This window comes from Sphingobium sp. AntQ-1, from assembly GCF_028538045.1.
Lineage (GTDB): Bacteria > Pseudomonadota > Alphaproteobacteria > Sphingomonadales > Sphingomonadaceae > Sphingobium > Sphingobium cupriresistens.
Window position 1 is genome coordinate 873,843 of the sequence record NZ_CP117158.1, and the last position, 15,809, is coordinate 889,651.

The 15,809-nt window shown below is 64.5% G+C and carries 14 protein-coding genes; all 14 read right to left on the minus strand.

The genetic code is table 11. From position 1 onward, the window contains the following. Window positions 1–3: 3 nt before the first annotated feature. A complete protein-coding gene (gene ligA, locus sphantq_RS04325; RefSeq protein ID WP_272799689.1) occupies window positions 4–2,121 on the minus strand; it encodes an NAD-dependent DNA ligase LigA in 2,118 nt (705 codons plus the stop codon). Between the two features lie 220 nt (window positions 2,122–2,341). Beyond that, a complete protein-coding gene (locus sphantq_RS04330; protein WP_066603669.1) occupies window positions 2,342–2,716 on the minus strand; it encodes a putative quinol monooxygenase in 375 nt (124 codons plus the stop codon). Window positions 2,717–2,794: 78 nt separating this feature from the next. Continuing rightward, window positions 2,795–4,459, minus strand: a complete 1,665-nt coding sequence (recN, locus tag sphantq_RS04335; protein WP_129925947.1) for a DNA repair protein RecN — start codon at window positions 4,457–4,459, stop codon at window positions 2,795–2,797. A gap of 50 nt (window positions 4,460–4,509) precedes the next feature. Continuing rightward, the gene (locus sphantq_RS04340) at window positions 4,510–5,298 is read right to left on the minus strand and encodes an outer membrane protein assembly factor BamD (RefSeq protein ID WP_066605512.1); all 789 of its coding nucleotides are present in this window, start codon (window positions 5,296–5,298) and stop codon (window positions 4,510–4,512) included. 54 nt (window positions 5,299–5,352) lie between these two features. Then, entirely contained in the window at window positions 5,353–6,372 is a 1,020-nt protein-coding gene (locus sphantq_RS04345; protein ID WP_272799690.1) for a sensor histidine kinase, read from the minus strand. Window positions 6,373–6,534: 162 nt separating this feature from the next. Then, window positions 6,535–8,871 (minus strand): polyribonucleotide nucleotidyltransferase, encoded by a 2,337-nt coding sequence (pnp, locus tag sphantq_RS04350; RefSeq protein ID WP_129925945.1) that lies wholly within the window; start codon window positions 8,869–8,871, stop codon window positions 6,535–6,537. Between the two features lie 176 nt (window positions 8,872–9,047). Further along, entirely contained in the window at window positions 9,048–9,317 is a 270-nt protein-coding gene (gene rpsO / locus sphantq_RS04355) for a 30S ribosomal protein S15 (protein WP_056688046.1), read from the minus strand. Continuing rightward, on the minus strand, window positions 9,318–10,355 hold the full coding sequence (gene truB / locus sphantq_RS04360; protein ID WP_129925944.1) for a tRNA pseudouridine(55) synthase TruB: 1,038 nt from the start codon (window positions 10,353–10,355) through the stop codon (window positions 9,318–9,320). It abuts the gene before it with no gap. Window positions 10,356–10,386: 31 nt separating this feature from the next. Then, window positions 10,387–10,965 carry a thymidine kinase gene (locus sphantq_RS04365; protein ID WP_066603681.1) on the minus strand — a complete coding sequence of 193 codons (579 nt, stop codon included), beginning with the start codon at window positions 10,963–10,965 and terminating at the stop codon, window positions 10,387–10,389. 10 nt (window positions 10,966–10,975) lie between these two features. Then, entirely contained in the window at window positions 10,976–11,878 is a 903-nt protein-coding gene (locus sphantq_RS04370; RefSeq protein WP_443021551.1) for an alpha/beta hydrolase family protein, read from the minus strand. Continuing rightward, window positions 11,878–12,264 carry a type II toxin-antitoxin system VapC family toxin gene (locus sphantq_RS04375; RefSeq protein WP_129925942.1) on the minus strand — a complete coding sequence of 129 codons (387 nt, stop codon included), beginning with the start codon at window positions 12,262–12,264 and terminating at the stop codon, window positions 11,878–11,880. Before sphantq_RS04375 ends, sphantq_RS04370 begins: the two co-directional genes overlap by 1 nt. After that, window positions 12,261–12,572 (minus strand): AbrB/MazE/SpoVT family DNA-binding domain-containing protein, encoded by a 312-nt coding sequence (locus sphantq_RS04380; RefSeq protein WP_272799692.1) that lies wholly within the window; start codon window positions 12,570–12,572, stop codon window positions 12,261–12,263. The genes sphantq_RS04375 and sphantq_RS04380 overlap by 4 nt, the downstream gene beginning before the upstream one ends. Before the next feature lies 1 nt (window position 12,573). After that, entirely contained in the window at window positions 12,574–12,972 is a 399-nt protein-coding gene (rbfA, locus tag sphantq_RS04385) for a 30S ribosome-binding factor RbfA (protein ID WP_066603693.1), read from the minus strand. 186 nt (window positions 12,973–13,158) lie between these two features. Beyond that, a complete protein-coding gene (gene infB, locus sphantq_RS04390) occupies window positions 13,159–15,738 on the minus strand; it encodes a translation initiation factor IF-2 (protein WP_272799693.1) in 2,580 nt (859 codons plus the stop codon). Window positions 15,739–15,809 lie beyond the last annotated feature (71 nt).

A 15,809-nucleotide genomic window follows, 5' to 3' on the forward strand; every position in this document is an offset into this window, starting at 1 on the left:
TGGCTAACCCGCCGCGCGCACGATCGCCGCCCATTCGGCCTCGCTAATAACCTTGATCTCCAGCGCGGCCGCCTGTTTCAGCTTCGACCCCGCCCCCGGTCCCGCGACCACCAGGTCGGTCTTAGCGCTGACCGATCCCGCCGCCTTCGCGCCGAGCCGCTCGGCCTGCGCCTTGGCCTCGTCGCGGCTCATGGTTTCCAGTTTGCCGGTGAAGACGACGATCTTGCCGGTCACTGCGCTGGCGGTGGTTTCCACGATATAGTCGGGCGGCGATACTTCGCGCAACAGATCATCCCACGCCTCGACATTATGCGATTCGTGGAAGAAATCGGCGATCGCATGGCCCACCGCCGCGCCGACATTCTCCACGCCGATATGTTCGGCGATCGCCTTGTCGCGCTTGGCCTGCGTCTCTGTCGGGTCAGCCGCCTCGCGCAGCGCGATGATTTCTTCCGCCAGCGTGCGCACGCCCGGCAATGTGGTGTAGCGCTTGAGCAAATCGCGCGCCGTCACCGCGCCGACATGGCGGATGCCCAGGCCAAAGAGCAGGCGCGCCGCGTCCGGCTGGCGCTTCGCCTCGATCGCGGCGAGCAGATTGTCGACCGACTTTTCCTTCCACCCTTCCCGGCCGAGCAGGTCGGGCCGATGCTTTTTGAGCCGGAAGATGTCCGCCGGTTCGGCGATCCAGCCCAGGTCGAGAAACTCCTGGATGGACTTCTCTCCCAGCCCCTCAATGTCCAGCGCCCCGCGGCTGACGAAATGACGCAGCCGCTCGAACCGCTGCGCCGGACAGATCAGCCCGCCGGTGCAGCGATAATCGACTTCTTCCTCCTCCCGCACGGCTTCGGAGCCGCAGACAGGACAATGGGTCGGAAAGGGAAACGGATCGCGCGCCTCTTCACGCGACAGATTCTCGACCACCTGCGGGATGACGTCGCCCGCGCGCTGCACCACGATGCGGTCACCGGGGCGGACGCCGAGGCGGGCGATCTCATCGGCATTGTGGAGCGTCACGTTGGACACGACCACGCCGCCCACGGTGACGGGGGTCAGACGACCGACCGGGGTCAGCTTGCCGGTGCGCCCGACCTGGATGTCGATCGCCTCCAGCGTCGTCTGCGCCCGTTCGGCAGGAAATTTATGCGCGATGGCCCAGCGCGGCGCCTTGGCCACGAAGCCCAGCCGCTGTTGCCAGTCGAGCCGGTCGACCTTGTAGACCACGCCGTCGATATCAAAGGGCAGTTCGGCGCGCGCCGCCTCGATCCCGCGATAATGGGCGATCAGCGCGTCCAGCCTGTCGACGCAGGCCAGCATGTCCGACACCGGCAGGCCCCATCCCGCGATCGCCTGCATCACGCCCGATTGCGTGTCGGCGGGCACATCGCTGTGCGCGCCCCAGCCATGGGCCAGGAAGCGCAGCGGACGGGCGGCGGTGACGGCCGCGTCCTTCTGACGCAGCGATCCGGCGGCGGCGTTGCGCGGATTGGCGAATTGCCGCGCCTTGTCCGGGTCGTCGGCCTCAGCCAGCAGACGCTGATTGAGCGTCACGAAATCGTCCTTGGCCATATAGACCTCGCCCCGCACCTCGAACAGGTCGGGGATGTTTGGGCCGCTCAGCATCTGCGGAATGTCGGCGATGGTGCGGACATTGGCGGTCACATCCTCTCCCGTCGCGCCGTCGCCGCGTGTCGCCGCCAGCACCAGTTCGCCCTTCTCATAACGTAGCGAGCAGGAAAGCCCGTCAATCTTCGGCTCGGCGGTGAGCGCCAGCGGCGCGTCGTCCGGCAGCGCCAGAAAACGCCGCACGCGGATCAGGAACTCGCTGATATCCTCATCGGAAAAGCCATTATCGAGGCTCATCATGCGGACGGCGTGGGGCACTTTTTTGAGAGCCGATGTCACCGCGGCCCCGACCTGCGCATTGGGCGAATCGGCTCGGATGAGTTGCGGAAAGGCGGCCTCCAGCGCTTCATTCTCGCGGATCAGCGCGTCGTAGGCCGCATCGCTGATCTCCGGCGCGTCCTGGTCATGATAGAGGCGGTTATGCTTCGCCACTTCGCGCGCCAGGCGCATCAGGCGGTTGGCGGCTTCGGCTTCGGTGAGGGTTGTGGGGTCGGTCATAGGGATGCCTTACCGCCTCTCTTGCGCCCGTGAAAGCGTGCTGCGCTCATGGGCTCGCGCGGAGCCACGGAGACGCGAAGGGTCTGAAGGAAAGGATGCTGCTTTTCCCTTCGCGCGTACAGAAGCAGAGGATGCCGAGTTGGTCGAGGACTGCTTTGCGGTCTGAAAGATAGGCCGAAGGCCGCTCAAAAATCTGCGCGTCTCCGCGTGAACATATCGTTCAAATCCCCGCCACCGGCACCGTCTCGAACCGCTGGCCGAAGCCCGCGATGATCGGCCGCGCCTTCGCGATGGCGGTCTGGACCGCGGGCAGCTTGAGCGAGGCGGCGTGGCTTTCGCGGCTGTCCCAGACTTCGGTGATCCAGATCGCGTCCGGGTTCTCGCTGTCCAGCGCGATGATATAGGACAGGCAACCGGGCATCGCGCCGGTCGCGTCCCGCAGATAGCCGACCAGTTCGTCGCGCTTGCCCGGCAGGCTCAGCATCTGGCCGATCAGGCCGTATCGGGGCTTGGCCTCCTGCGCGGCGGCGGGGATGGCGCTGGCGGCAATGGCGGCAGCGGCGAGGCCCAACATGTCTCTGCGGTTATGGGTCATGCTATTTACCGTCTCCGTTCGCTTCGAGGGTGGTGTCAAGCCTCCACAAACCGTAGCCCCTAGGCGGGAACACAAGCGTCAAACCCGCTCCAGCAACCGTTCCGCCTGCGCGCGCGCCTCCGCCGTGATTTCCGCGCCTGACAGCATCCGCGCGATTTCCTCGCGGCGTTCCGCATCGTCCAGCGCATGAACGCCGGTGCGCGTGACGGTGCCGTCACTGGACTTGGCGATCAGCAGATGGCCCGCGCCCCGCGCCGCGACCTGCGGGCTGTGGGTGACGACGAGGATCTGGTTGCTCTGCGCCAGCCGCGACAGCCGCTCACCGATCGCGTCGGCCACCGCGCCGCCCACGCCCCGGTCGATCTCGTCGAAGATCAGCGTATCCGCCCCGCCGCGCTCGGCCAGCGCGACCTTCAGCGCCAGGATGAAGCGCGACAATTCACCGCCCGATGCGATCTTGGCCAGCGGCGCGAAGGGCGCGCCGGGGTTCGTCGAGATTTCGAACTCGACCCGGTCCATCCCCTGCGGACTCCACTGACCCTCGTCCAGTTGCGCCACCACGGTGCGGAACCGGGCGGCGTCCAGTTTCAGCGGCGCAAGTTCGGCAGCGACCGCCGCATCCAGACGCCCGGCAGCCATCTGCCGTTCACCCGACAGCGCCTGCGCTGCGGCGCGATAGGCGGCGGCCTTCCCCGCGACATCCTTTTCCAGCGCCGCGATATGCGCCTCGCCGCCCTCGATCGCGGCCAGCTTCGCATCCATCTCGTCGCGCAGCGCCGCCAGATCGTCCGGCTGCACCTGATGCTTGCGCGCCAGACCGCGCAGGTCGAACAGACGGGTTTCGATCATGTCGAGGCGCGCGGGATCGAAGCTCAGCGCCTCGACCGCTTCGGCCAGCCGGTCTTCGGCCTCGCCCGCCTCGACCACAGCGCGGTCTAACGCCTCCAACACCGCGGCCAGCAGCGGCTCTTCCGACGCGATCCGGTCCAGCCGCCGCGCCGCCTGTCGCAATTGGGCCAGCCCGCCATCCGATCCGGCCAGGCAATCGCCGACGGCGCTCAGGTCGTCGGTCAGGCGCGCGCCCTTCTGCATGGTCGCGCGTTCTTCCGCCAGCGTCGCCTCCTCACCCGGTTCGGGCGCGAACTTGCGCAATTCTTCGACCGCATGGGTCAGGTAATCACGGTCGCGCGCGGCATTGTCCACAGCGGCATGCGCCTCCGCCAGCGCCTTGGCCGCGGTGCGCCAGCCGGCATGGGCAGACGCCACCGCTCCGGCCTCGCAGCGGCCATAGCTGTCTAGCAGCGCGCGATGGCCGCGCGGGTTGAGCAGGCCGCGATCGTCATGCTGGCCGTGGATTTCGACCAGCGATCCGCCCAGGTCGCGCAGCAGCGCCGCCGAACAGGGCTGATCGTTGACGAAGGCGCGACTGCCTCCATCGGCCTTCACCAAGCGGCGGATCAGCAGCGGCTCGCCCGGTTCAATCTCGATGCCATTGTTCGCGAGCAGCAGCGCAACGCGGGTGGCGGCGGCCGGCGGTTCGAAGGTGGCGACGACACTCGCCTGCGCCTCACCATTGCGCACCAGACCGCTGTCGGCGCGCGCGCCCAGCGCCAGGCCGAGCGAATCCAGCAGGATCGACTTGCCCGCCCCCGTCTCCCCGGTCAGCACGGAAAGGCCCGCGCCGAACTCCAAGTCCAGCGCCTCGATCAGCACGACATTGCGGATGGCGAGCGAGATCAGCATGGCGCGCTTCTACCTGTCACCGCACAAAAGGGGAACAGGCAAAAAGGCCGTCAGGCCTTGCCGCCATGTTCCTGCATCAGCTTGTAGCTGCGTTCATACCATTTGGTGCCGGGATAGTTGCGGCCCAGCACGGCGGCGGCCTTCTGCGCTTCGGCGGGGATGCCGAGCGAGAGATAGGATTCGACCAGCCGCTCCAGCGCTTCGGGCGTGTGGGTGGTGGTCTGGTACTTGTCGACCACCGAACGAAAACGCAACGTGGCCGCCAGCCACTGGCCGCGCCGCTGGTAGAAACGGCCGACTTCCATTTCCTTGCCGGCCAGATGATCGTTGACCAGATCGACCTTCAACCGCGCGTCGGCGGCGTAGCGGGTGTCGGGATAGCGGCGGATCAGTTCGCCCAGCGCATCCAATCCTTGCTGCGTGATCTTCTGGTCGCGGGTGACGTCGGCGATCTGCTCATAATAGCAGAGCGCGATCAGATAATAGGCGTAGGGCGCGTCTTTATTGCCGGTATGGATCGACAGGAAACGCTGCGACGCCGAAATGGATTCGGCATAATCGCGATTCATATAATAGCTGAACGCCGACATGAGCTGCGCCCGGCGCGCCCAGGGCGAATAGGGATGCTGGCGTTCCACCTCGTCGAACAGAGCGGCGGCAAGCTTATACTGGCCGCGGTCCAGCCGGTCCTTCCCGCTATTATACAGGGTCGATACGTCGCGCGCGACATATTGGGTGTCGGCCTTGTTCTTCGACGTGGAGCAGCCGGTGAGGACAGGCGAGGCGATCAGGACCAGGGCGGTGGCCGCGCCAATGCGCGTCAGGGTTTTCGTCAGCATGGGCGGGTCATAGCCGAGGGACACGCCGCCGCCAAGCGGCAGAATGCGCGTCATTCAACAGGATGCGCGCGCAGGCAGGTCGAGCCTTGCGACGGCTCCGCCCTGCGGCGCCGCTGTCAGCGCGAAATGGCCGCCTAACTGCGCCGCCAGCGCATGGGCGATACGCAGGCCCAGGGATTCGCTCTTGTCTGTCGGGGAATCGGTTGCGATGCCCTGCCCGTCATCGGCGACCTGCAAGGCCAGCGCGCCATTATTGGACTCCAACGTCACCGCAATGGCGCCGCCGCGATCGGGCAGGCCATGTTCGATCGCATTGCTGACCGATTCCGCCACCACCAAGGCCAGAGGCACGGTGATGTTGGGATCGATCCGCAATCCGTCCGGCGCCGTCACGATCACCTGAATGTCGGTTCGCCCGCTGGCATCGACTATGTCGGTAGTCAGGGCGTTCAGGAAAGCACGCATATCCTGTCCGACGCCCGATGGATCGTAGAGCGCCCGGCTGATCCGGCCGATCAGCGACAGCCGGGCGGAGGCGTCATCCAACGCCCGGCGCGCGACGTCATGATCGACATGGCGGCGCTGGAGCGAGAGCATCGCAGCGACCACCTGCAAATTATTGGACACGCGATGCTGGAGTTCGTGGAACAGTAGTTCGCGATTTTCGGCAAGAGCGCGGCTGCGCTCCCGCTCCACCGCCAGGTTGAAATTCGCGCGCTGCATGAAATGAATCAGGATGATGTCGACTGCGACCACCCCGGTATAAAAAAGCATTGCGACCGCGACCGCAGGATTGAAGGCGAAACTGCCGTTGGGCGGGATGAAGACATACCAGGATGTGACCCCGCACAGCACAGCCGCGAACACGCCCGGCCGCACGCCGAACAGGAAGGACGACAGGATGACGGCGGGAAAAAAAGTAAGGAAGGGATAGCCGACCGGCAGCAGCGGCTCCGCGGCGATCCGCAACAACAGGCCTGCAGCGCAGAAAAAAAACGTCAATATATAGGCATAGACCGGCCGATCGAGGACGAGCGGCAGGCGTTCCACGAACCGCTCATTGCTCCGCTGCATGATGTTCCCCAACAGTTCGTCGTTACAGTATCAGAACCTTATGCCAGCGCATTGATCGAAGTTAGTCAATTGCTCCTTCATGACAAAAACGAGGCGCCCGGAGAATTGGGCGCCCCGTTTCATTTGGCGGTCATGGCGGATCGTGGCGATCCGCCATGATATTTAGTCTTGGGTCAGGAAGTCGGGCAGACCGCCCGGCGCCGGGCCGTCATCATTGCCGCCTTCGCTGCGGTCACGACGGGGACCACGGTCACCGCCGTCGCGGCGCGGGCCACGACCGCGATCGCCACGGCCTTCGCCGCCTTCGCGACGCGGGCCACGATCGCCACCGCCATCACGACGCGGACCGCGATCGCTGCGCGGTTCGCGCGGTTCGCGGGCGGGACGGGTGTCCTCCAGTTCCGCGCCGGTTTCCTGATCGACGACGCGCATCGACAGGCGAACCTTGCCGCGCGGGTCGATTTCGAGAACCTTGACCTTCACTTCCTGGCCTTCCGACACGACGTCGGTCGGCTTTTCAACGCGCTCATTCTTCATTTCGGACACATGGACGAGACCGTCCTTGCCACCCATGAAGTTCACGAAGGCGCCGAAATCAACGATGTTAACGACCTTGCCGTCATAGATTTTGCCGACTTCCGCTTCCTGCGTGATGCCGAGGATCCACTTGCGGGCCGCTTCGATCTGCGCGGGGTCGGACGAGCTGATCTTGATCAGGCCTTCATCGTCGATGTCCACCTTCGCGCCGGTTTCGGCGACGATTTCGCGGATGACCTTGCCGCCGGTGCCGATGACTTCGCGGATCTTCGACTTGTCGATCTGCAACGTCTCGATGCGCGGGGCGTGCGCCGACAATTCGGTGCGGGTCGAGGACAGCGCCTTGCTCATTTCGCCAAGGATATGCGCACGGCCTTCCTTCGCCTGCGTCAGCGCGGCTTCAAAAATTTCGCGCGTAATGCCCGCAATCTTGATGTCCATCTGCATCGTGGTGATGCCCGCTTCGGTGCCGGCAACTTTGAAGTCCATGTCGCCGAGGTGATCTTCGTCACCCAAAATGTCGGACAGGACGGCGAAATCCTTGCCTTCCAGGATCAGGCCCATGGCGATGCCGGACACGGGGCGCTTCAACGGCACACCGGCGTCCATCATCGAGAGCGAACCGCCGCAGACGGTGGCCATCGAGGAAGACCCGTTCGATTCGGTGATGTCCGACAGAACGCGGATCGTGTAGGGGAACTCGTCCTTGCTCGGCAACACGGGGTGCAGCGCACGCCATGCCAGCTTGCCATGGCCCACTTCACGACGACCCGGCGCGCCGAAGCGGCCGACTTCACCGACCGAATAGGGCGGGAAGTTATAGTGCAGCATGAAGTTTTCATAATGCAGGCCGGTCAGACCGTCGATCATCTGCTCGGCGTCCTTGGTGCCCAACGTGGTGGTGCAGATGGACTGCGTTTCACCGCGCGTGAACAGCGCCGAACCATGGGTGCGGGGCAGGAAGCCGACCATCGCTTCGATCGGACGGATCTGCGTGGTGGTGCGACCGTCGATGCGCTTGCCGTCCTTGAGGATGGCGCCGCGCACGATTTCCGCTTCCAGCTTCTTGGTCAGCTTGATGCCGGCCATGACGGTCTGGGCGTCCAGGCCTTCGGCGGTAAAGCTGGCCTTCGCCTTGGCGCGGGCTTCGTTCAGCGCGTTCGAACGGGCCGACTTGTCGGTCAGCTTGTAGGCGGCGGTGATGTCCTTGCCGATCAGCTTCTTCAGCTTCTTCTTCAGGTCGTCCAGATTGTCGCCCTTGGCCACTTCCCAGGGATCCTTGGCGGCCTTTTCAGCCAAGTCGATGATCGCATTGGCGATCTTCTTGCTCGCTTCATGGGCGAACAGGACCGCGCCCAGCATGATCTCTTCCGACAGTTCCTTCGCTTCGGATTCGACCATCATCACCGCGTTGCCGGTGGCGGCCACAACCAGATCGAGTTCGCCGGTCTTCACTTCGTCCAGCGACGGGTTGAGCTGATATTCGCCATCCTTGTAGCCCACGCGCGCAGCGCCGATCGGACCCATGAACGGCACACCCGACAGGGTCAGCGCGGCCGAAGCGGCGATCATTGCCACGATGTCCGGCTCGCTTTCGCCATCGAACGAAAGAACCTGCGCAATCACGTTGATTTCGTTATAGAAACCTTCGGGGAACAGCGGACGGATCGGGCGGTCGATCAGGCGGGAAACCAGCGTTTCCTTTTCCGTCGCGCCACGCTCACGCTTGAAGAAGCCGCCGGGGATGCGGCCGGCGGCCGAATATTTTTCCTGATAGTGAACGGTCAGCGGGAAGAAATCCTGGCCTTCCTTCACGCTCTTTGCGGCGGTCACGGCGCACAGCACCACGGTTTCGCCATAGGTCGCCAGCACGGCGGCGTCAGCCTGGCGCGCGATACGGCCGGTTTCGAGGGTCAGCGTCTTGCCGGCCAGCTCGATAGATACTTTCTTGACGTCGAACATAGTTTTTTCCTTCGCCCGCGTCGGCCCTATTGCCGGGCGGGGCCTGTGTTGCGAGCTAACCGGCCCGCAGCGGTGTCGGGGCATCATCTGGCCCCTGATATGCAACAGGGCGCCGAATTGCGCCCCATTCCAGAATCGGAAACGGCCCCGAATGGGGCCGTCCCTTTGTAGCAGGCTTACTTGCGCAGGCCCAGCTTACCGATCAGGTCGACATAGCGCGCCTGATCCTTCTTCTTGAGATAGTCCAGCAGCGAACGACGCTTGTTGACCATCATCAGCAGACCACGACGGCTATGATTGTCCTTGTGGTGACCCTTGAAATGCTCGGTCAGGTTGGTGATCCGCTCGGTCAGGATCGAAACCTGAACCTCTGGCGAACCCGTATCACCCTCAGCGCGGGCATATTCCTTGATCAGCGCTTCCTTGCGCTCGGCAGTAATCGTCATCTAATCGTCTTCCCTCGACATCAGGTTGAAACCGCGCACCACGACGATCTGATGATCGTCCGACCGCACCAGCGCCACGGGGATATCGCCCAATGTCGCCAGATACTGGCCGTCGGTGGCGGCGATCCCGGTCAGTATCTTCCCCTGGCGGAGAGCGATGGCCTGATCGGGAGAGACGGGGAGAGCCGGGATGTCGTCCAGCCCCGCCGTCAGCGGCAGCATAAGCCCACCGATGCCGCCGCCCCTAGCAGCTTGGTCCAATTTGTCCAGCGAAATTGCGGATTCGAGGGTGAACGGCCCTGCCTTCACCCGGCGCAGCATGGTGACATGGCCGACCGTTCCCAACGCCAGCGCGATGTCGCGGGCCAGGGAGCGGATGTAAGTGCCCTTGGAGACGTGGGCGCGAAGGGTGATCTCTGAAACCCTCTCCCCATGGGGGAGAGGATATGAAGGCTTGGCAGCTTGCTGCCTGGCCGAAGTTGGAGCGGGGCCTGCCTCTCGCTCCCCCGCTCCAAGCTGCGCTAGCCCGCCCTGCGGACAAACTCCGCTATCCTCTGCCCCCTGGGACGAGGATATATGCAGCCCATGGATCGTCACTGACCGCCGCTTCATCTCGACCTCTTCCCCTTTGCGGGCGAGGTCGTAGGCGCGCTGGCCGTCGATCAGGATCGCGCTATAGGCCGGCGGCGCTTGCTCGATCGGTCCGGTGAAGCGCGGCAGGACCGCCTGCACCTGCGCCAGCGTCGGGCGCACGTCGCTCTGCGCGATTCCCTTTCCCTCCAGGTCCAGCGTGTCGGTCTGAACACCGAAAGCGACCGTAAAATCGTAAATCTTGTCGCTGTCGAGCATCCGGCCCGCCAGCTTGGTCGCTTCCCCGATCGCAATCGGCAGCACCCCGGTCGCCAGCGGATCGAGCGTGCCGCCATGGCCGACCTTCCACTTGCCCGCCTCGCTGATCCGCAGCGCGCGCTTGACCGCGCTGACCGCCTGGGTCGAACCCAGGCCATGGGGTTTGTCGAGGATGATCCAACCGTGCATGGCGCGCGTGTATAGCGCGTCGCCACCGCTGTCAGCCCCGCATCTGCTCCACGAAATGCCGGCGGCACAGCGCGACATAGCGGTCATTGCCGCCAATCTGCGTCTGCGCGCCTTGCTGGATCGGCCGTCCGCCCGCATCGACGCGCAGGTTCATGGTCGCCTTGCGCCCGCAATCGCACACCGTCTTGATCTCGGTCAGCGTGTCGGCCAGCCCCAATAGCGCCGCGCTGCCGGCGAAAAGCTGGCCCTGAAAATCGGTGCGAATGCCGTAGCAGAGGACCGGGATGCCCAGCCGGTCGCAGACCGCGCCGAGTTGCCACACCTGCGCCTCGGTCAGGAACTGCGCTTCGTCCAGCAGCACGCAGGACAGCGGCGTCGCCTCATGCTGGACCGCGATGGCGGCGAAGATGTCGACCTGCGGATCGAACAGATGCGCCTGCGCGTCCAGCCCGATGCGCGACACGATCCGCCCCCGGCCGTAGCGATCGTCCAGCGCGGCGGTCCAGAGCATGGTTTCCATGCCGCGCTCGCGATAGTTGAAGTCGGATTGCAGCAGGGTGGTCGATTTCCCCGCATTCATCGAGCTATAATAGAAATAGAGCTTCGCCATCCCCGCCGGATTAGCGGATCGTCGGCGCGACGCCAGCCAGGAAACGCACCAGTGCGTCAGCCAATGCAATGCGGCTGTCGGAAAAACTGTGATCGGTCGGCCAGACCATCAAACGCGCGGATGGATTGGCCCCCTGCGCATCGGCCGCCGCCTTGCGCGCCATGGCGCCGATCCCCTTTTCCGCGCCCAACAGCGTCAGCGGACGGCGGCCATAGCCGGCCAGGCGACGGCCCAGGTCGAACTTCTGCCCGTCAGCCCTGATCTCGCCGGTCAGCCCCTCATAGGTCGCGCCATGGAGTGGCGGCAGGTCGCTCGCCACTTCGGCCTTCCATCCCGCCTCGCCTTCCGGCGTGGCCAGCGCCGCCACGGTTTGCGCCGGATCCCAGGGATCGATCAGGAACAGCCCCGCCACGCGCGGGTCGGCGGCGGCGGCATCGGCGGCCATGAAGCCGCCCATGCTATGCCCGGCCACCACGATCGCGCTGGTGTCGATGCGATATCTGGCCACGACCGAGGGCTGCTGCAGATATTGCAACGCGGTGAAAGCGTCGTCGGACGCATTGGCGAAGGAGAAGGCGCCGGGGCTGCCCCAACTGCCGCGATAATGGAGCGTCAGCACATTCCATCCGGCCCGGCGCACGGCCTGGGCCAGGTCCAGATTCTGCTCGTTACCGGGAAAGCCGTGCAGCAACAGCAATGTCGGATGGATGCCCGCACCGGCGGCGGTATAGAGCACCGCGTTCATCGCCCCGTCCTCCGCCGGAATGACGAAAGCGCTCATTCCCGCGGGATAGGCCGCGTCCGGCCTGGGATCGGCAATGACCGCGGGATGGATCGCCGGTTCCTTGGCGAAGGCGGGCGAGGACGCCGCTGCCACGCCACAAGACAATAAGCAGGCCAATATCACGCGCATCATTTCAAAACCTCGATTGGCAGAGGAGAATCGCCAAGCTTTCTGAGCATTTCGCGATCGAACGTGACGAAGCTGTCGGCGCGAATCGAAGCGACAATATGCAGCGCGTCAGCGATGTCGCCGCCATGCCGATAGCGTTCAATCGCCCATTGGACCGCACCGCCCTCTTCGACGGAGACATTGGGCAAATCCACTATATCCATCAGCGTATCGGCAACGACCGATCGCGAGAGCTGATAACGGCTGGATAGCAGCCACGCGGTTTCAAGCAACACTGTCAGAGGCACATATGCGCCATTCGCCAGAACCGAATCCGCAACGCCCGCCTGGTCGTCGTCATCTCGGACCATCGCTCTGGCAAGAATATTGGTATCGACGGCTTTCACCAGTCGCCCTGCTCCCCGCTTTTAGCCCAATGCTCTGCGATGGTCAGATTCATGTCTTCTATGCTGACGGGCGGCCCTTTGTAATCGATCCGAGCCGTGATGCGCGCCATGATCTCTTCAAAACTGCGGCCGGACTTTTTATGCTGGGGTTTCAGCAGCACGCCGCCGCCCATGAGGACGACATCCAGCACCTGGCCCGGCGCAAGACCGAGTTTGTCGCGCACATCCTTGGGGATGACGACCTGGCCTTTGGCCGACAGGGTGGTCTTGGCGTTCATGACGGTAAGATGCGTCTTACCGTGCGCCAAGTCAATCCTCGCCCTCGTCCTTCACCAGATCCTGCGCCACCTTGGGCTGGCGCAGCAGCTTGTCGATATGGCTGCCTTCATCAAAGCTGTCGTCCGCGAGGAATTTCAGCTTGGCGGCATATTTGAGCGTCATGCGGTTCGCGACTGCGCGCTGTATATAGGCGGTATTGGTGCGTAACGCCTTGAGCACCGCGTCCTCATCCTGCCCCAGCAGCGACTTGATGAAGATGGTGGCGTGGCGCAGGTCGGGCGACATGCGCACTTCGGTCACGCTCACGACATGCTTGGCCAGCACGTCGTCATGCACGTCGCCGCGCTGGAGAATATCGGAAAGGATATGACGCACCTGTTCGCCCACACGGAGCAGGCGGACGGATGGGCCTTCGGGTTGTTGGGCCATAGCCTATATCTCCCCCCTCCTTTTCAAGTCTTAGGAGGGGCACGTAACCCTCATAAGAGGGTCGGGGGTGGATGCGATCGCTGGCAATCGCCAGCAACCTGCTGTGACAGGTCGTCGAAGCGCGCTTTGCTCACGACCCACCACAACCCCTCCCTCGAAAGGGAGGGGCTTTTGCATTTGCCGTTATTACAGCGTACGCTGACGTTCTTCGACCTCGAACAATTCCAGCGTGTCGCCGGGCTTGATGTCGTTGGTATCCTGCAGGACCGCGCCGCATTCCATGCCTGCGCGGACTTCGGACACATCATCCTTGAACCGGCGCAGCGAGTGGATGACCGTCTTGGACACGATGACGTCCGACCGGGTAAGGCGCGCATTGAGCCCCTTGCGGATGATGCCGTCCAGGACGAGCAGACCAGCCGCCTTGTCCTTCTTGCCGGCCGGGAACACCTGCAGCACTTCGGCCCGACCCACGATCGTTTCGATGCGTTCGGGGGCGAGTTGACCCGCCATTTCGTTACGCACTTCTTCAAGCAGGTCGTAGATCACGTCATAATAGCGCAGCGAGATTTTCTCACGCACGGCCAGCGGACGCGCCTTGGCGTTGGGACGGACGTTGAAGCCGATCAGCGGCGCGCGGCTGGCGGCCGCCAGCGTCACGTCGCTTTCGGTGATCGCACCCACGCCGGAGCTGAGAATACGCACCTTGATCTCGTCGGTCGAAATACGGTTGAGCGCAGTGACGATCGCTTCGACCGAACCCTGCACATCGCCCCGGATCACGACCGGATATTCGATCATGGTGGTGTTGAGCGCAGAGAACATGCTCTCGAAGTTGGTGGGCACCGACGCCGTCCGCTTGAGCGTGATCTGCTCCTGACGATAGGCCGCGACTTCGCGGGCGCGCGCTTCATTCTCCACGACGGTGAGCTGATCGCCCGCCTTGGGAACGCCGGACAGGCCCAGCACCTCGACCGGGGCTGAGGGACCAGCCGACTTCACCTGCTGCCCCTTGTCGTTGATCAGCGCGCGAACCTTGCCGCTTTCCGCGCCGATGACGAAGGTGTCGCCGACCTTGAGCGTGCCCTTGCGCACCAGCACGGTGGCGACCGCGCCACGGCCCTTGTCGAGTTGCGCCTCGATCACATTGCCTTCGGCGGCGCGATCGGGGTTGGCGGTCAGTTCCATGACTTCGGCCTGGAGCAGGATCTTCTCGATCAGTTGGTCGAGGCCGGTCTTCTTGAGCGCCGAAACCTCCACGTCCTGCACGTCGCCGCCCATATCCTCGACCACGATCTCCTCGCTCAGCAGGCGCTCGCGCACCTTTTGCGGGTTCGCATCGGGCTTGTCGCACTTGTTGATCGCCACGATCATCGGCACGCCGGCCGCCTTGGTATGGTTGATCGCCTCGATCGTCTGCGGCATCAGCCCGTCGTCGGCCGCCACCACCAGGATGACGATGTCGGTGACGTTGGCGCCGCGGGCGCGCATTTCCGAGAAGGCTTCATGGCCCGGCGTGTCGAGGAAGGTGATGACGTTGCCACCCTTGGTCGTCACCTGATAAGCGCCGATATGCTGGGTGATGCCGCCGCTTTCGCCCGCGACCACGTCGGTCCCGCGCAAGGCGTCGAGCAGCGAGGTCTTGCCGTGATCGACATGGCCCATGATGGTGACGACCGGCGCGCGGACTTTCAGCGTTTCAGGTGCATCATCATCACCGGCGATGCCGATTTCGACGTCGGCGTCGGACACGCGCTGGATGCGGTGGCCAAATTCTTCGACCAGCAGTTCCGCCGTATCCTGATCGATCGGCTGGTTGAGCGTAACCGCCTGTCCCATCTTGAACAGCGACTTGACCAGGTCCGCGCCCTTTTCGGCCATGCGGTTGGCCAATTCCTGCACGGTGATGATTTCAGGGACCACGACATCGCGGACCTGCTTGTCACGGGTCTTGGAGCCGCCCGCATAATGGGCGCGACGCTCCTTTTCACGCGCGCGCTTGAGCGCGGCGAGGCTGCGGGCGCGGGCGCTGTCGTCGTCGGCCAGCGCCTTGGTGACGGTCAGCTTGCCAGCCTGGCGACGATTATCCTCGCCCTTCTTCGCGCGTTCCGGCTTGGCAGGCTCCGGGCGCTTGATCGGCGACACCGGAGTAAAGCGGCGCGGGGGCGGCGGAGCGGCGGCTGCCGCGCTGGCAGCGGGCTGCTCCTCTTCGACGGGCGCGGCCTTCGCCTGAGTCGGCGGCGCGGGCGCATCGACTTCGGCGACAGGTTCCGGCGTCGCCTGTTCGACGGGCGCAGACGGCGCATCGGCCGTTTCGGCGACGGTGCGATTTTCCTCGGCGCGACGCTTCTGTTCCTCAATGGCGGCCAGGCGTGCGGCGTCTTCCCGACGGCGCGCATCCTCCAGCGCGGTCATGCGGGCTTCTTCGGCCTCGCGCAGCAGCTTGGCCTGCAATTCCTGACGCGACATCAGGCTTTGCGGCGGCGCCTGACGCACAGGCGCCGGCTGCGGCGCGCGGGTCTGCTGCGGCGCGGGCGCGGCGGGGCGCGGCGCGGCCGGCGCCGGGTCGGCCTGGGGCGCAGCCGCAGGGGCTGCACCGGTCGTCTCACCCGGCTTGCCCAGGACGCGGCGCCGCTTCACTTCAACCACGACCGTATTTTTGCGGCCATGGCTGAACTGCTGCTGCACCTGGCCGGATTCCACGGTCCGCTTGATGCCCAGTGGCTTGCGGCCCAGAACCGGCTTGTCTTCCTTGCTGTCACTCATACGACTGAACTTAACCCTTCACTTCCGCTCCGACCGGAAAGGCCCGTCGGCGCCCTTAACAAATTCACATC